The organism is Succinimonas sp. (assembly GCF_045225735.1).
In the GTDB taxonomy this organism is placed as follows: domain Bacteria; phylum Pseudomonadota; class Gammaproteobacteria; order Enterobacterales; family Succinivibrionaceae; genus Succinimonas.
The window spans coordinates 1-15,552 of record NZ_JBGVBR010000077.1 but is presented as its reverse complement, the minus strand read 5'-3'; the positions used below and the strand labels follow the sequence as shown (position 1 = coordinate 15,552).

At 52.8% G+C, this 15,552-nt stretch carries 15 protein-coding genes; 1 reads left to right on the top strand and 14 read right to left on the bottom strand.

Annotation, left to right across the window (positions count from 1 at the left end; genetic code table 11):
* Nucleotides 1-242: 242 nt before the first annotated feature.
* The 9 genes from ACJROR_RS02775 to ligA all read right to left on the bottom strand — a co-directional run bounded on the left by ACJROR_RS02775 (nt 243) and on the right by ligA (nt 11,455).
* On the bottom strand, nt 243-1,307 hold the full coding sequence (locus tag ACJROR_RS02775) for a TerY-C metal binding domain-containing protein (RefSeq protein WP_406545757.1): 1,065 nt from the start codon (nt 1,305-1,307) through the stop codon (nt 243-245).
* Nucleotides 1,308-1,355: 48 nt separating this feature from the next.
* A complete protein-coding gene (locus ACJROR_RS02770) occupies nt 1,356-2,465 on the bottom strand; it encodes a hypothetical protein (RefSeq protein ID WP_406545756.1) in 1,110 nt (369 codons plus the stop codon).
* A gap of 24 nt (nt 2,466-2,489) precedes the next feature.
* Nucleotides 2,490-3,995 (bottom strand): helix-hairpin-helix domain-containing protein, encoded by a 1,506-nt coding sequence (locus ACJROR_RS02765; RefSeq protein WP_406041516.1) that lies wholly within the window; start codon nt 3,993-3,995, stop codon nt 2,490-2,492.
* A complete protein-coding gene (locus ACJROR_RS02760) occupies nt 3,992-6,070 on the bottom strand; it encodes a protein phosphatase 2C domain-containing protein (protein ID WP_406545755.1) in 2,079 nt (692 codons plus the stop codon). Before ACJROR_RS02760 ends, ACJROR_RS02765 begins: the two co-directional genes overlap by 4 nt.
* Nucleotides 6,071-6,122: 52 nt before the next feature.
* On the bottom strand, nt 6,123-6,764 hold the full coding sequence (locus tag ACJROR_RS02755) for a vWA domain-containing protein (RefSeq protein WP_406041520.1): 642 nt from the start codon (nt 6,762-6,764) through the stop codon (nt 6,123-6,125).
* Between the two features lie 29 nt (nt 6,765-6,793).
* Nucleotides 6,794-7,432 carry a vWA domain-containing protein gene (locus tag ACJROR_RS02750; RefSeq protein WP_406041522.1) on the bottom strand — a complete coding sequence of 213 codons (639 nt, stop codon included), beginning with the start codon at nt 7,430-7,432 and terminating at the stop codon, nt 6,794-6,796.
* 181 nt (nt 7,433-7,613) lie between these two features.
* The gene (locus tag ACJROR_RS02745) at nt 7,614-8,297 is read right to left on the bottom strand and encodes a TerD family protein (RefSeq protein ID WP_406041524.1); all 684 of its coding nucleotides are present in this window, start codon (nt 8,295-8,297) and stop codon (nt 7,614-7,616) included.
* 26 nt (nt 8,298-8,323) lie between these two features.
* Nucleotides 8,324-8,878 (bottom strand): TerD family protein, encoded by a 555-nt coding sequence (locus ACJROR_RS02740; RefSeq protein ID WP_406041525.1) that lies wholly within the window; start codon nt 8,876-8,878, stop codon nt 8,324-8,326.
* Nucleotides 8,879-9,157: 279 nt separating this feature from the next.
* Nucleotides 9,158-11,455: an NAD-dependent DNA ligase LigA gene (ligA, locus tag ACJROR_RS02735; protein ID WP_406545754.1), complete on the bottom strand. Its 2,298-nt coding sequence runs from the start codon at nt 11,453-11,455 to the stop codon at nt 9,158-9,160.
* A 418-nt stretch (nt 11,456-11,873) separates the two neighbouring features.
* Here ligA and ACJROR_RS02730 point away from each other — a divergent pair, with 418 nt between their 5' ends.
* The gene (locus ACJROR_RS02730; RefSeq protein ID WP_406545753.1) at nt 11,874-12,800 is read left to right on the top strand and encodes an endonuclease; all 927 of its coding nucleotides are present in this window, start codon (nt 11,874-11,876) and stop codon (nt 12,798-12,800) included.
* A gap of 72 nt (nt 12,801-12,872) precedes the next feature.
* On the opposite strand, the gene fliR is transcribed toward ACJROR_RS02730, so the two are convergent.
* From fliR to ACJROR_RS02705, 5 genes are all read right to left on the bottom strand, one after another.
* Nucleotides 12,873-13,667, bottom strand: coding sequence for a flagellar biosynthetic protein FliR (gene fliR / locus ACJROR_RS02725; protein ID WP_406041531.1), 795 nt, complete (start codon nt 13,665-13,667; stop codon nt 12,873-12,875).
* Nucleotides 13,668-13,713: 46 nt separating this feature from the next.
* Nucleotides 13,714-13,983 (bottom strand): flagellar biosynthesis protein FliQ, encoded by a 270-nt coding sequence (gene fliQ / locus ACJROR_RS02720; protein WP_406545752.1) that lies wholly within the window; start codon nt 13,981-13,983, stop codon nt 13,714-13,716.
* A 1-nt stretch (nt 13,984) separates the two neighbouring features.
* Complete coding sequence (fliP, locus tag ACJROR_RS02715; protein ID WP_406545751.1) at nt 13,985-14,740, bottom strand: flagellar type III secretion system pore protein FliP; 756 nt, start codon at nt 14,738-14,740, stop codon at nt 13,985-13,987.
* Nucleotides 14,741-14,906: 166 nt separating this feature from the next.
* Entirely contained in the window at nt 14,907-15,299 is a 393-nt protein-coding gene (gene fliN / locus ACJROR_RS02710; protein WP_406041537.1) for a flagellar motor switch protein FliN, read from the bottom strand.
* Nucleotides 15,300-15,346: 47 nt separating this feature from the next.
* Nucleotides 15,347-15,552 (bottom strand): FliM/FliN family flagellar motor switch protein (locus tag ACJROR_RS02705; protein WP_406545750.1); only part of this gene is annotated, 206 nt, incomplete at its 5' end.

Sequence of the window (15,552 nt, the reverse complement as noted above, 5' to 3'; positions counted from 1 at the left end):
ATCCGATCACTTGGAGCAATCCTGTCAGGATTTCCGGCAGGTTACCCAATCTCAAAAACCCGGGATTCAGATGTTCGCTAAAAGTGCCGCTTAAAATTTTGGTTAACCGCTGCGGATTTATCATGAACGACGCCTTGCTCCCGGATCTGATGAAGCATTCTCTGGAAATGCATACCCCATGATCCGTCAGAAAGGCGCCAAAGTCTCTGCGGCAGCGGAAAGGCCTGACAGAAAAAGCCTTATTAGCCCAGACCGGTTCCCACTCTGAAGGAACCATAGCCGTAGATGCCGGTATTGTTGCACCAGGGACATGTCAGTTCCGCCTGTCCTCTGGTCTGCAGTTCTCTGGCAATATCCCGGGAGCAGAATATCTTGCCGCAGGAGCACTTGTTCAAAATAAAATTCGTGCCGCAGTAAGGGCAGACACCGCCGGTAGATGTTACCTTGTCGATATCAAAGTCCGCCCCGCTGCCGGATGCTGTCAAAGCGTCATACATTTCTTCGTCGGGAATCTTGTAGGTGCCCAGTTCGCGGTAACCGCTGCCATCCTTTTCATAAAGAATGATATATCTCCTTTTAACGGTGCCGCATTTCCCGATTATCACCTTCAGATTGTCGTTCTCAATCCCCTTGCTCAGATCAGCCCTGGGGCCTTTCCGGAGATCGATCTTATGAAGTCCTTCAATGCTGGTGGCGTCCGGCATCATCTTTTCGTCGCTGAGCTCCTGATTATCGCCCACGGCAACGCTGTTGGTCTGAATGGAAGCAGACACCCATTTAAAGAAGGATTTCACGGTATCGCTGTCCATGTTGTCCAAAAGATAGATCTGCTCGGTAATCTGTCCCAGAATCGAATAATCAATCTTGGCACCCAGAGAGAAGGCGATAATGTTTGCCTTGCCGCGATAGTCCCGGTTCCATCTGCTAAAGGCCTTTTTATAGGAATCAGAAGTGGGGTTGCCATCAGTGAAAAAGAATATTATGGGCTTCCAGTCCCCTTTCTGATCCCGGGTGGACTTTACTACATTCCGGTCAATTTCATCCATCAGGCAATCCATGGCCCGGCCGTAGTCAGTGCCGCCTCCCAGAGGCAAAGCCGGAATGGTGAGAGCATATACCTCGGTAAGCTTATGAAGCACCCGGGCCTGTCCCGCAAAAACCACGGTGGAAATAAAGGCTGTTTCCAGAGCATACGGATCGGTGCTGAGCTCGCCGGTTATGGTCTTAAGCCCGTTGTCAACCTTTTGCAGATGCGGAGCCATGGACTCGGAAACATCAATGACAAAAAATATCGGCAGTCTTCTCATGGCATGATCTCCTTACGGAATGAGAAAAGAAAAAACAAAAAGGCCCGCTTAATCCCAGTCGACAAGAATCTGGGACAGTTCAATGATTCCGCCGTCCCCGATTTCCAGACTCTGTCCCACTTCCAGATTAAGGGTGATGTTGTCAGAAAAAAATCCATTCTTGATGACATGTACTGATTTGTCATTGCGAACAGCATAATAAATGCCTCCGTCATCACCATAGTACCTGCGCTGTCTGTTTTTTTGTATGCTCAGCTTGACATACCCCGGCGGAAAATCAATCCCGGCAACGTACATGCCCCCTTTGATAATTGTTTTAAAACCCCTGGCAGGATCCTTCCAGGGATCTGCCTGCGGAGCCGGTCTGGGAACCGGAGCGGGATCAGATCCGGGATCTGGCCTCGGAGCCGGTCTGGGAACCGGAGAGGGATCAGATCCGGGATCTGGCCTCGGAGCCGGAGCGGGTTCCGGTCTGGGAGCCGGGGCAGGACGGCTGTTCTGCCTGTATTGCTCGGGATCGATTTTCCTGACATTGTCTATTTCAGCATCAGGCATCTCATGCTTTGAGAAGCAGTCTCCGCTGTCCGTAACGGCCGCGCTTCCCGCCTGAATAGAAGCCGATATCCATTTGAAAAAGCTTCTCACCGCGCTGCCGTTAAGATCCTTCATCTCGTATATCTGATCAGAAAGCTGTCCCAGATAATGATAATCAGCCTGGTCTGACAGCGAAAATACAATGACGCTGACATTCCGGGCATAGTCCCTTTGCCACCTGTCAATGATGCTTTTACGAGATATCTTTCCTCCGGCGGTAAACAGGAAGACCAGAGGGCGCCAGTCCCCCTTCTGCGCCGCCGTGGACTTCACCACATCGCTTCTTATTTCCCGTATCAGAGCTTCAAAGCCGGCGCTGTAATCGGCCTCGCCTCCGGAATAGGGGATATCAAAGGGTGATAAAGCATAAACCTCGGTAAGTTTGCTTAATACAGCAGCCCTTTCAGCGAAGACAATAGCTGAAATGCAGGCGGTCTCCAGGGAATAAGGATCTCCGGAAAGCTCATCAACTATCAGTCTGAGCCCCTTATCCAAAACTCCGAGATGTTCCTTCATCCTGCCGGAAACATCGATTAAGAAAAAGATCGGAAGTCTTCTCAGCATACTGTAATTACCGCATAACAAGACTTAATTGGAAACCAGCTGCACCATGCACAGCCGGGATCCCGGATCCTTGCCGAACAGAATCTGCCGCTTTTCAGTGAGTTCAACGCTCTTTCCGATGGGAACAGGCACATGATTAGTCACATCGTACATGTCCGGAATGGCCCGGTTAATGAGAATCCATTTCCCGTTATGGAAATGAAAATCTCCCACCGGCTTCTTGTCTTTGTCCGCAATCTTTTCATTCGGATGCACATTGCGGTCGATGTGCCATTTGTAAAGGGACTGCTTGGTAAAGACCATAAGGCGGTAATTCTCCGAACGGAAGTTTTCCGAGGGCCGGGGCCGGTAGTAGAAATTCAGTATGGGAAGTTCTCCCTTATAGGGGGTGCCGCAGAAGGGACAGCAGGGCTTCTTGCTGTTATCGAACACGAAATACTTGGATTTGCAGTTCGGATTCTGACAGGGCTGAATGAGATCCACGGTCTTGATCAGAGCTTTTTCCCAGTCATCGGCGGTGGGCCGTTTTTTAGGATCGTGGAGGCCGTCAATAAAGGCCTTCTCAAAAAGCTCCGCAAGATAAGGGCCGCACAGCTTATAAGGCAGCTTGGTAACATCCCCCTGAGGGAGTTCATATTTATCAAGCTTGCTGACATTGGGCCGATTCCGCTTGTCCGTGGGATGCTCCACAAAAAGAGCTTCCTTCCCCATGCAGAGCTCCTCATCCTTGGCGGGATCATTGGGATCGCAGATCATACTGCCTCTGAGGGGATGCCGATACAGCAGGTACATGTAAATAAGCACTGCCAGAGCATAACGGTCTGTGGTGATTTTTGGCACCTCCTTGCTGGGATCTCCCTTGGGCAGCTTTACCGTTTCCAGCACCTCAGGAGCAATAAAATCCGGGGTGCCCACCACATCCGGGGGATACTTGCCCGGCACCACCAGTCCGTCAATATCGATGATGCAGGCATCACCGGTAAGAGGATCCACCAGCACGTTTTTGTAGGACAGATCCGAATGGGCCAGTCCGGCGGCATGCATTCTTTTAACCGCCCGGGCGATTTTGATGCAGACCTGAAGATAATTAAGCCAGTTCCCCTTCTGATCGTCCTCCAGAATCTTGTTCCGAAGCTTGGGGGAGGCAAACCACTTGCCCTCCTTTTCCTTGCCCTTAAAACGGCCGCTGGCAAAGAAGAAATTGGAACGGTAGGTGGGAGAGGTAATGCCCAGCTTTTTAATGCCCTTATGCTCCCATTCCACGATATGCGTCGGCCAGCAGAACAGCTTTCTGAGGTTTTCGCCGCCCTCCTTGTCAAAAAGCTGCTTCGCATAGGTATCCACGATTTTTATAAGGCGTTCCCGGGTGTTGGAATCCTGCTCTTTCCGAAAAAATCCCACCACATAGGTTTTGTCGGTACTGAAGTAAACATCCTTCATGGCGCCGGAACCGATTACCTCGGAAGCATCAAATTCAATGGCTGCGCCGTCCAGAGCCGTAAGCCTGACAATATTCGGTTCTTTACTCATTCTGCACCGCCTTTGCACATCACCACTATTGTTCTGTCATCATGATTGCCCACAACCCAGAAATTAAGCCACTCCAGAAGCTGCTTTGAAAGCTCCTCCGCACTGGAATCAAGATTAAGGGGCGGAGAATCATCGCTTCCGTTAACCGTGAGATCCTGCCAGAAATCATCCCACCTGGCTTTATCCTCCAAAAGGCTTTCGGTCTCAAACTTGGCATCGGAAACCCCGTCCGTCATGAGCATTACGGCCGTATAGTCCGGCACGCACTGAATCCGGATCCGCGCCATAATCTCCTGAGAATTGGCAAAAATGCTCTTCATGGTCAGGAATCTGGTCTGTCCGGCAAATTCTCCGGAATCCGGAGTGTTCATAAGATGGGTGTTTGCGGAATTACCGGCGTCATAAACCGCAATGGCTCCGTCCCCGATGGCAAAGGAGATAATGAGCTGCCGGTCATGCATCTTTCTGGTGATAACGCAGAGAAGCGTAGTGGCATAATCCCGGAGCTCTGCCTTTTCCGGAGCGGAAGGCACCAGATCGTTTAAGGCTTTAAAGGCTTCATGAGCCGCTTTGGGGAGCACGTAGTAAGCGCTCTTTCTGAGCTGCTCCAGCTCCGCCTCGCCGAAGCCGGGATTGCTCTCCAGCCGGGTCAGGGCCTCCTGGAACTTCTCATTTTTAACCAAATCCGGCAGCCTTTCCGCCACCACCTCGCAGGCCCGTTCCGCTCCCCTTCTGGAATACTTGGCAGAGCCGGCTCCGTCAGCCACCACAAGATAAGTCCATCCGGTTTTGTCATCGGTCTTTATCTGAAAATCGTCATCCCGGGGAGCTCCCACATGGGCATGAGAGCGGCCTCTTCTGCTGGCCCCGAAAATCTTCACCTTCCCGCTGTCCGCAGCGCAGAAACCAGTTGCGGTATCGGACTTGTAATAATGGATGCTCTTATTTGTCTCGATATCCTTCCAAAGATCCCGGGGATTAGGCCGAGGTTTCGGGGTAACCGGGGCAGTCTGAACGAGATCCGGCTTAACCTCGGTCTCGGGCGAATTTTTAGCAGCCGCTGATTTATGATCATCATCAAACCGGGGCCAGTTAACCGGCCGCGGCGATTCCAGATTTGCTTCCTGATATGATTCCGGTTTGGCCGCAGTCCCGGTCTTGAACCGGACACTGTCCGGTTCTCCGGCCGGCGCTGCGGCGTTTTCAGACGGGGCGGCAGCCTCATTTTCAGAATAGTTCCGGGGAGGATCTATGGTTTTGAGGACACTGGTTTGAGCATCTGTATTCTTGTCCGTTACAGCCTGAGCAGCGCTGCCGAAAGCAGGATCGGTCTCCTGCGGCTGACTGCTGCCTTCAGGGGCCGGAACAGCTGCGGGAGGCTCCGTTCCCGATATCCGGCCGCTGTCTGGCTGGGCATCGGGAGCAGTGATCGAACTCCCGGAGGGCTTCTCAGCGGGAACACTGTCCGGACTTCTGAATCTGAAAGTGTGTCTGACGACAATGCAATCCTCAGCGGCATCGCTTTTGTAGGTAAACGTAAAGTGATAATCCCTGTTTATGCCCACAGGAAGCCTTATCGTTATGTAATCTCTCTTAATCTCATAAAAAGGGTTAACTACATCAGTTTCCGGAATCGATTTATTGAATTCCAAAGCCTTATCCGGGGTAATCCGGGAGCAGCGCTGCTCCATTTCCGCGGTGAGTCGTTCGCTATCCAGCAGCCGCATTATTTCGCTTTTTAAGTTCTGACAAACCGTAAGAATCTCCAGTCCGGCAGCATCATAAAAAACTTCTATGTCAGGTTCCGGTTTTACAGCGCCGGGATTTTCCCAAGGCACGGCTTTGCTGCCGCTGTCATTCTCACCGGAAGATTCTTCACCGGACGCAGCGTTATCTGATGAAGCATGAGCCCCCTGATCGCCGGGAACGTCCTCCGCCTCGATCTCTTTCCCGGATAATCTGTCCGCGGTCTTTTCCATTTGGGGATCATTTTGCGGGGAAGCTGCCTCCGAAACAGGCGTATCTCCGGGACTCAAAACCGTTTCGCTGTCTTCTTTGAAGTTCTCTTCTGTCATAAATCATCCGTAAAATCAGCTGCGCTTGTCCGTCATCTCCGAACCGGACACATCATAAAACCAGATTAATCTCGCTGGGCGGCGGCGGCAGCTCGGCGCTGTCGGAACCAATACCCTGACTGCGGTTGCAGTCATCAATGGATGACGACACCCATTGGAATAATTTGATGAAGGAATCACTGTCCAGGTTTTCCAGCTTGTATACCGAGGTCGCGAGCCTCTTCAGGGCGTTCACATCAGCCTGAGGCCCGGCGGCGCAGGCAATAAACTGCCCGAATCTTCTTCGGGAAATTTCCTGAACCATGTTCTCAAAAACCATGATGTCCGAAGGCTTGCCGTCCGTCATCACCAGACAGACCGGCAGCCAGTCCCCCTTGGCAGCGGGGGTATTCCTGATAAACTCGGCATCAATTCTCTGACACATGAGTTCCAGAGCCTTGCCCAGATGGGTAGGACCGAAATCAGGAGTTTTGATTTCCGGGATAACCACCTCGTCAATGGGAGTCAGCGGAAAAAGAAGCGTCACATCCTTGTCAAAGGTGATCAGCGAGAGATGCACCGATTCCAGCGCAAAGGGATCATGCTGCAGGGTGGACACCATGGCATCCAGCCCGACCTTTACGGATTCTATGGGTTCCCCCTTCATGGAACCTGAAGTGTCAATCAGCAAATAAACAGGCAATCGTCTCGTCATCCCGCATTATCCTCCCGGAAACCTTCCTGTTAAACCACCACGTTGATCTCATCAGGCGGAGGAGGCAGGTCATCCATGCCGGAGGATTCGGCGCCGGATTCCTCGATCTTCTGACTGCCGCTGCTGACAGAGGCGGACACCCACTTGAAGAAGGCCTTGATGGATTCGCTGTCCGTGGAATCCAGAGAGACCACGTTTTCAGTAATCTTCTTCAGCACCTTCGTATCAGCGGAGGTTCCGGCAGCGCAGGCTACCACCACGCCGGTCTTGACCGCCTTGAAGTCCTGAATGCCCTTATCGACGTCATCAGTGGGACCGCCGTCCGTCATGATGAACACCATGGGCTTCCAGTCGCCCTTCTGTTCGGCGGAGGTCTTTACCACCTCAGTGGAAATGCACTCGGCCACCTTGGAAAGAGCATGTCCCATCTCGGTGCAGCCGCTGGCAGTGAGGGAAGGCTCCGTTACCGCATTGATTTCAGTGAGAGGCACAATCTGTTCTACCTTGGAATCAAAGGTAATGATGCTGATATAAGCGGTTTCCAGAGCATATGGATCGCTTTTAAGGGCTGACAAAAGAACGTTGAGGCCGTTTTTAACAGCTTCAATGGGTTCGCCGTACATGGAACCGGAGGTATCCAAAAGCAAATAGACCGGAAGTCTTCGCATATTAGTCTCCTAAGGAACTTTGCATAAGTAAGATCAGAACTGAGACTGCCGCTCACCGGCAATCCCTGTTATTTTCGTATTTCAGTTTACTGTTGTTTTTTGACCAGTTTTTTTACTCAAATATCGCCTTCTTATTACGATCTGTCTGTAAAACCATCAGCGCGGCTCTGTTTAAACAAAGTTAAACAAAGCTTCGCTTAATCTGATTCATGGTCTCGCAGACATTTTCGGCATTCAGGGGATCGCCCAGGGCCTCGAAGCACCAGCTGCCATCGCTGTCCTTGAAAAGCTTGCCCATAACCATGGATTTCCGTCCTCTGAAGGAAGGATCCGAGGCCACGTTGAATGAAGCATGAACCTTTTTGACCACGGACGGCGTGCCTTCAAACAGCCTGATGGAGGCATAGGGAATTTTGGCAAAATCACCGGAATCCTCCGCATAGTTCAGAAAAAAGAATATCTGCTGCACGTTGGGATTAATCTTCCGGAGATCCACCTGAATGATTTCATTATCGCGGTCGTTATTGATTTCATCGCCGGCGCGGTCATCGCCGCTGTGCCTTAAGGCGCCGTTTTCCGTAAAAAGCTTGCCCCGGGGATAGCCGTACTTGATAAGAAACTCCGGCAGATACTGCGGCGAATAGATGTAATCGACCATTTTGCGGTCTTTGTCAAAAAGGATGCAGCTTAAATCCAGATCCACCTCTTCGGTGCTGGGAAAAAGCCCCAGAAACCCCTTGCTGTGGATCTTGCCCCAGTTGCAGCCCACACAGAATTCGGCAATGCCCTTATGGCCGTCCGCCGAGGGGAGGTTTTCATCAGCCTTTTTAAGGTTGAACCGGGAGCCCTTCTTTAAATCAATCATGTCATTACCAACCAGAAAAAAGCTTTTTAAGCATATTTGTTGACGAGATAATCAAGTTCCTTGACATAAGCATTGCCAAGGGCCACAAAGGTCCAGCTTTTGCCGTTTCTGACCAGCTTGCCGAACTCGATAAGAGTTGCCCCGTCAAAATCGTCATCCAGCTGATAGCGGGCGATTTCCCGGCCGGTATCCTCGTCCACGATGCGGATATAGGCGTCATCCACCTGCCCGAAATGCTGCCCCTTGTCAAAGCATTCGTAAATTGACACCACAAAAATGATTTCCTTGATCCGGGGATCCACTGCATCAAGATCCACAGTCAGGGATTCGTCATCGCCGCCATCGGAATTGCCGCCGGTTCTGTCATCGCCGCTGGACTTTACGGAACCGTCGTAGGAAACCTGATTGTTATAGAACACAAAAAATTCATCCCGGGGGATCTTGTTGTTAGCGCCGATCATGAAGGCGGAAGCGTCAAGATCGTAATCATCGCCGCCGGAGCTGGGATTCCAGCCCAGTCCTACCAGCGCGTGCTTAATGCCGATATTGGCGGAATTGCCCTTCTTTAAATTTATTGCCATCTCTCTTACCCCTGTAAAACAACAGAAAATTTTTAAACCTATCTCTATTATGAATTATCGGATATCGATAAAAAAGGATAAACACAGCGGCAGGTTTTTCTTGAGATCTTTCACAGAAAGATCCGGAAAACATGAAACCGCAGGAAAGGAGCGGCAGAAAACAAGAACCGGAGACAGCGGGAACTGAAGCAAACAAGGCTCATAACGCCCTGACAGGTTTTCATGGCGTGGCTGTCAGAACCTTGTTTTAAGGAAGTCTCCGGGCGGGAAGCGGAATATTCAGGAACCGGCAGCCTGATGAGCTTCGGCAAGCCTCCGGTTAAGCTCCTCCTCGTCAATCACCTCAATCCCGTACTTCTGAGCATCCTGAAGCTTGGTGCCGGCAGACTCTCCCGCAGCCACCAGATGGGTTTTCCGGGACACGGATCCGCTGACCTTGGCGCCCAGAGCCTCAAGCTCGGCCTTGACCTCCGAGCGCTTCCGGGAAAGAGTGCCGGTAAGCACCACGGTTTTGCCGAAAAACCAGTTTCCGGAGATCTGCTCCAGAGCCTGACTGTCCTGCTTGATGCTCTCCGGTTCCCGGCCCCAGGTTTCCAGAATGTCCCTGATAATATCCCGGTTATGCTCCTCCTTAAAGAAATTCACAATATGCTCGGCGCTGACCATGCCGATGTCGGGAATGGTCATAAGCTCCTCCAGCGAGGCCTTTTCCAGGTCGTAAATCGAGGCATAGCGCCGGGCCAGAGTCAGCGCGGTGGCTTCCCCGGTTTCCCGGATCCCCAGAGCGTAGATAAACCTGTTTAGGGGACAGTTTTTGCTGCTGTCAATGTTGTTCTTAATGGTGGCGGCCTTTTTGTCCCCCACCCTGAGAACAGTCACCGCCTTTCTTTCCGCTTCTGAAAAGAGGTCAATCTCCCCCTTGTCCGAAACCTCTCCGGGCATGAGATCATCCGCTTCGGATGCGGAGTCGCCGCCGGCCCGGGCCTCTTTGTCCGCGCTTTCCTCCGTACTGCTGACTCTTTCTCCGTAAGGCACTTTGGCCATGGCTTCAGCGGTAAGGTGGTAGATATCGTTAATGCCGTTAAGGAGACCAGCCTTCATGAAGGCGTCCACAAAGCTGTCTCCCAGCCCCTGAATATTCATGGCATTGCGGGACACGAAATGCATAATGGCCTCCTTCTGCTGCGCCTTGCAGAAGAGTCCTCCGGTGCAGCGGGTGACCGCTTCCTCGGGAAGTCTCTCGAGACTGCTGCCGCAGACGGGGCAGACCTTAGGCCAGATAATTTCCTTTTCCGAGCCGGTTCTCATGTCGGCAATAACCCGCACCACCTGCGGAATAACATCTCCGGCTCTTCTTATGGAAACATGATCCCCCAGCTTAAGTCCCAATCTTTCAATTTCATCGGCGTTATGGAGGGTAACATTGCTGATGGTGGCTCCGGCCACGTTAACCGGGTCCAGCCGGGCCACGGGAGTGATTACTCCGGTGCGTCCCACCTGAAAATCCACCGCCCGGACGGTGGTGATTTCCTCCTGCGCGGGGAACTTGTGCGCCACGGCATAGCGGGGACTCCGGGACACATATCCCAGGATCTCCTGCTGCTCCGTGTTATTAACCTTGTAGACCACGCCGTCGATATCATAGGGGAGCTGCATTCTCTTTTCCTGAACGGATCTGTGGAACTCCTGCAGGAAGCCGAGCCCCTTGCCCGTCCGGTATTCGGAATTAACGGGGATGCCCCATTTATGCACCAGATCCAGTCTGTCGGAATGCCGGACGGGCAGATCAAATCCCCGGCATTCCGGGACAAAGTAGCAGTTAAAGGTAAGACCGCGCTTCGCGGTAATGGCGGGATCCTTCTGCCGGAGACTGCCCGCGGCCGCATTCCGGGGATTTGCAAAAACCCGGTTTTTGGAGGAAGGGTTTTTCCGGGCCTCTTCATTCAGGGCGTTAAAGCTGGCATGGGGCATATATACCTCCCCCCGCACCTCCAGATATTCCGGGATCCGGTCTCCGTGGAGGGTGAGGGGCACGTTCCTGATGGTGCGCACCTGAGCGGTAACATCCTCGCCGGTCTGACCGTCCCCCCGGGTGGCCGCCTGAACAAGCTCGCCGTTTTCGTAAATGATGCTGCAGGCCAGGCCGTCCAGCTTCACCTCGGCGCAGAATTCAATATCGGCCTCGGACATATTAAGTCCGGCCGCGGCTCTTCTGACAAAGTCGGAGAGCTCCCCGTCGTTGAAAATGTCATCCAAGGACATCATCCGGGATTTATGGGTTACCTTTTTGAAGTCCTCCAGCACGGGCCCGCCCACCTTATGAGTGGGGGAATTTGGGGTGTCCAGATCCGGATGCTCCTTTTCCAGTGTCAGGAGCTCCTGAAAAAGCCGGTCGTATTCGGCGTCAGGCACCGAGGGATCGTCAAGCGTGTAGTATTCATAGGCGTATCTGTTAATGAGCCTTCTGAGTTCCGAAATCCGCAAAGCTGCTTTTTCAGCGGTCAGTTCCCCGGCGCCGGCCGCCTTAAAAGTGTTATCCGCCATTTTTTCTGCCATGTTATCCTCTTTTTCTGCCATTTCCTTGATACTCCAGACAGGTAAGTATAGCCGTTACCAGATCCGGCACAACGATTTTGTGAACCGCTCCTGAAATCCCCCAGGAGGCCGCTTGCCTTCCGAACCTGATTTCCTGCGATGGCGGCTGTCCGTCGCAGCCTCTTGTCAGAGCAGCTCTGATATTGAACCTGTGAAGAGCTCTGTTGTAGAATAATAACCGGCATTATGGGAAAATTCAATACTTTTGACAGATTGATTTAGTAAAGCGGATTTATTGTATTCGTGTTTTGTTTTCCGGCGGAACCCCGGCGCCATATCATCGCAGTGACAGTCTATGCGCCATAGCTCATTGCATTAATATCCTTAACTCAAAGATAAATTATTCCTTAACCGGAGCAAGTATGTTAAAATGAGTTAAGTTTATCTCCGGATTCAGAAAATGTTCTCCCCTGTCAAGCTGCTGCTCTTCCTGAAAAAATTTACTTACCGGACATTCCTGACTGCCGTGATAGCCGCGGATATCGCCGGGATGTCGTCCCTGCTCCTTATCTGCATCCGGCCGGATATTCATCGCAATCTGGTCTCCGTGTTCCGGGATCTCAGCGGCTTTGCGGGACTCCCCTTCCCGGAACGCCATGAGCTGCCCCGTCCTTCCCCGGCCGGAGACGCCGTTCCCGGCTCCCGGGAAACGCCATCATATCACTCTCTCGCGGATCCCCGGCAGCAGTATATTCCTTTTGAAAAGTCCAAAAGAGAGCTCATCAAAATATACCGGGAGGCTCCAGTTCCGGAAACCTTCTACTGCCGCTGCCCTCTGATCTTCCGCAACGGCAAAATCTACCCGGATATCGCCGCCTGCGGCTACAAAATCAGAAAACAGGAAAAACGCGCCCGCCGCATCGAATGGGAGCATATTGTGCCGGCCTCCTGGTTCGGCGGACAGATGGCGTGCTGGAAACAGGGCGGCCGCAATAACTGCAATAACGTGCCGGAATTTGAAATCATGGCCGGCGACATGCATAACCTGGCCCCGGCAGTGGGAGAAGTCAACGATGACCGGAAGGCCTACCGCTACCGGCAGTTTCCCCATCCGGAGCAGGCTGTCTACGGGAAGTGCCGGTTTTTCATATCGGAGGATAAGCCCAGAGCCGCAGAGCCGCCGGAATACACCCGGGGCTTTATCGCCCGATCCTTCAAATATATGGCCAGACAGCACGGGCTTAAGTTTTCCAAAGGGGATCGGCAGTTTATGGAGATCTGGGACAAAAAATACCCGCCGGACGCCTGGGAATGCCGAAGAAACCAGCTTATCAAACAGGTTCAGGGAAATGACAACCCCTTCGTAACCGCAAAATGCCGCGAGTGAATGAAGAGCCGCCAAACCTTGCGGATAAATGCCGCATGAATAAAGCGGGGAGGATTCCGTCCCCTGAAGCTCTTAAAAAATGCCCGGACAGGAGGTGTTTATCAGGGAACAGGAGAGGTCAAACACCCGGTTCATGGCCTCGTTCCAGTGCCGGAGAAAGCCGGTCAGCACCAGCCGGAGCACAATGAGGCCGCAGAGCAGGGAGACCGCAAAGCCCAGGCTGAAGATATTAAGCTGCGGGGCCGCTCTCGTCATCACGCCGAAGGTAAAGTTCACCAGGAGCATGGCGCAGATGGAGCTCAGAGACAGGGACAGCGCCAATGAAAACATCAGACTCCCGAAACGGGCGAATTCCATAAAGGGGATGCTGAAAAAGCCCGCAAAGCCCACCGGAAGGGTTACAAAGCTTTCCGCCAGAAGCCGGAACAGCACCAGATGGCCGTTCACCGCAAAAAAGAGAATGGTAGCCAGCACGGAAAAGAACTGCCCCACCACCGGGGTATTGGAACCGGACACCGGATCCACCAGGGAGGCAAAGCCCAGACCTGTCTGCATGGCCACCACCTGTCCGGCCACCACGAAGATCTGGGAAATAAACTGCGTGGCGTACCCCATCATAATGCCGATAATGATCTGATAGCCTGCCAGCAGAAAGAAGCCCGGACTCATGAGATCCGGGATATTTTGCATTTCCGGAACCATGGGATAGATAATGACGGTGAGCGCCAGGGAAAGTCCCAGCTTCACAATGGAGGGCACGCTCCGGGAGCCCAGAGCGAACATGGCCATGACACAGGAGGAAACGCGCAGAAACGGCAATATCAGAGATGCCATAAAGGAGAGCAACATTTCCTCTGAAAATACCATTTATCCCTTTTCCCCTGCCGCAGTCCCTAACCTTGTCCGCCCCGGTTCAGCCGATAACCGAGGGGATCAGATCCACCAGATGCCGGAAAAAGCTCATCAGCTTTTCCAGGCCCCAATGGGCTCCCAGAGCCAGGGCTACCACGGTTATCAGAAGACGGGGCAGAAAGCTCAGGGTCTGTTCATTGATGGAGGTCGCCGCCTGAAACACGGCCACCAGAAGTCCCACGGCCAGAGAGGGCAGGATGGAGGCCGCCACCAGCACCGTCACCACCCACAAAGCCTCTCTGACGATATCCACAAAGACCTCGGGATTCACGCTATCCTCCCAGACCGAAGCTGGACACCAGACTGCCCATGATAAGAGACCAGCCGTCCACCAGCACAAACAGCATGATCTTGAAGGGCAGCGACACAATCATGGGAGACAGCATCATCATGCCCATGGCCATGAGAATGCTGGCCACCACGAGATCAATGACCAGAAACGGCAGAAACAGCATAAAGCCCATCTGAAAAGCCGTTTTAAGCTCGCTGACCATAAAGGCCGGGATCAGCACCTTCAGAGGCACCTGCTCCTTGGTCTCGTAAACCTCTCCCGCAAATTCGGCAAAGACCCCGATGTCATGAGGCCGGGTCTGGGAAAGCATGAAGTTCTTCATGGGGATCTTGGCGTTTTCCAAAGCCTGCGGGGCCGTGATTTCATCATTCATATAGGGCTGCAAAGCTTTGTCGTTAATTTCGTCCAGCACCGGACTCATAATGAAAAAGGACAGAAAAAGAGCAATGCCCACAATGATCTGGTTGGACGGAGTGGTCTGGAGTCCCAGAGCCTGCCGGAGAATGGCCAGCACCACCACGATGCGGGTAAAGCTGGTCATCATGATCAGAATGGCCGGCAGAAAGGACAGAGCCGTCATCAGCAGGAGCACCTGCAAGGTCAGGGAATACTCCTGCGAACCGTCGGCATTGGTGGTCACCGTAACGGCATTAAGGGTCAGCTCCCGGGCCAGCGCCGGTTCCGCCCCCCAGAGAAAAATCAGCGCCGCCAGCAGAATACCAAGAATTTTTTTCAACACATACCTCCTCTCCCGCAGGATAAGCGCCAAAGGGATCTTCGAAAAACGACTCTGCGCAATAGACGAACAGTCGAACAGAAGAACAGCCGAATAAACAATCCGGGCATCATGTCCGGAACCGGATTTCTCCGCCCGCAGATCCCGGGCCCCCGGCGCGTCTTTTCTACTTCAGCTTCTTAATGCGTTCAATCTGACTGATAACATCGGTGAGACGAATACCGAACTTGTCATTTACCACCACCACTTCCCCGTGGGCAATCAGGGTGCCGTTAACCAGCACGTCCAGGGGCTCGCCGGCCACCCGATCCAGCTCCACCACGGAGCCCTGATTCAGCTGCAGCAGGTTGCGGATGGTAATCTGGGAACGGCCGACCTCCATGGTAATGGTCACCGGAATATCCATAATGGCATCAAGCTTGGCCTGTTCCTCGGGGGTGACGGGCTTTTTTTCAGACTGGGAAAAGTCTTCGAATTCCGCCTTCTTAGGCTCATCGGAAAGCTCCACGCCTTTCTGCTCCTTCAAGGCCTCTGCCCATACATCATCAATATCTGACATTTTGCGCTCCATGTAATTGTTCCGGAACCGAAGGCTGATTTTCTGACTCAGGCTTCAGTTTCCTGCTGTTCTTCGGATTCCTCATCCGCGGCTCCCCGGTGCCGCCGGAGCACCAGAGCCAGCTCGTTCTTCATAAACTCCGGACGCTTGATCTGCTCGGTTATCTTAATGGCCAGCTTTTCATCAGTGCGGCCCAGCTTGGCGTGATAGGTGGGCAGATCCTCCACAAATACCAGAGTATGATCCGGCAGCT

What these genes read in the sequence shown, in the direction of transcription:
- ACJROR_RS02755 (WP_406041520.1), bottom strand. Translation starts at nt 6,764, where the DNA reads ATGACGAGACGATTGCCTGTTTATTTGCTGATTGACACTTCAGGTTCC.
- ligA (WP_406545754.1), bottom strand. Translation starts at nt 11,455, where the DNA reads ATGGCAGAAAAAGAGGATAACATGGCAGAAAAAATGGCGGATAACACT.
- ACJROR_RS02775 (WP_406545757.1), bottom strand. Translation starts at nt 1,307, where the DNA reads ATGAGAAGACTGCCGATATTTTTTGTCATTGATGTTTCCGAGTCCATG.
- ACJROR_RS02765 (WP_406041516.1), bottom strand. Translation starts at nt 3,995, where the DNA reads ATGAGTAAAGAACCGAATATTGTCAGGCTTACGGCTCTGGACGGCGCA.
- ACJROR_RS02760 (WP_406545755.1), bottom strand. Translation starts at nt 6,070, where the DNA reads ATGACAGAAGAGAACTTCAAAGAAGACAGCGAAACGGTTTTGAGTCCC.
- fliN (WP_406041537.1), bottom strand. Translation starts at nt 15,299, where the DNA reads ATGTCAGATATTGATGATGTATGGGCAGAGGCCTTGAAGGAGCAGAAA.
- ACJROR_RS02745 (WP_406041524.1), bottom strand. Translation starts at nt 8,297, where the DNA reads ATGATTGATTTAAAGAAGGGCTCCCGGTTCAACCTTAAAAAGGCTGAT.
- ACJROR_RS02730 (WP_406545753.1), top strand. Translation starts at nt 11,874, where the DNA reads ATGTTCTCCCCTGTCAAGCTGCTGCTCTTCCTGAAAAAATTTACTTAC.
- fliR (WP_406041531.1), bottom strand. Translation starts at nt 13,667, where the DNA reads ATGGTATTTTCAGAGGAAATGTTGCTCTCCTTTATGGCATCTCTGATA.
- ACJROR_RS02770 (WP_406545756.1), bottom strand. Translation starts at nt 2,465, where the DNA reads ATGCTGAGAAGACTTCCGATCTTTTTCTTAATCGATGTTTCCGGCAGG.
- ACJROR_RS02750 (WP_406041522.1), bottom strand. Translation starts at nt 7,432, where the DNA reads ATGCGAAGACTTCCGGTCTATTTGCTTTTGGATACCTCCGGTTCCATG.
- ACJROR_RS02740 (WP_406041525.1), bottom strand. Translation starts at nt 8,878, where the DNA reads ATGGCAATAAATTTAAAGAAGGGCAATTCCGCCAATATCGGCATTAAG.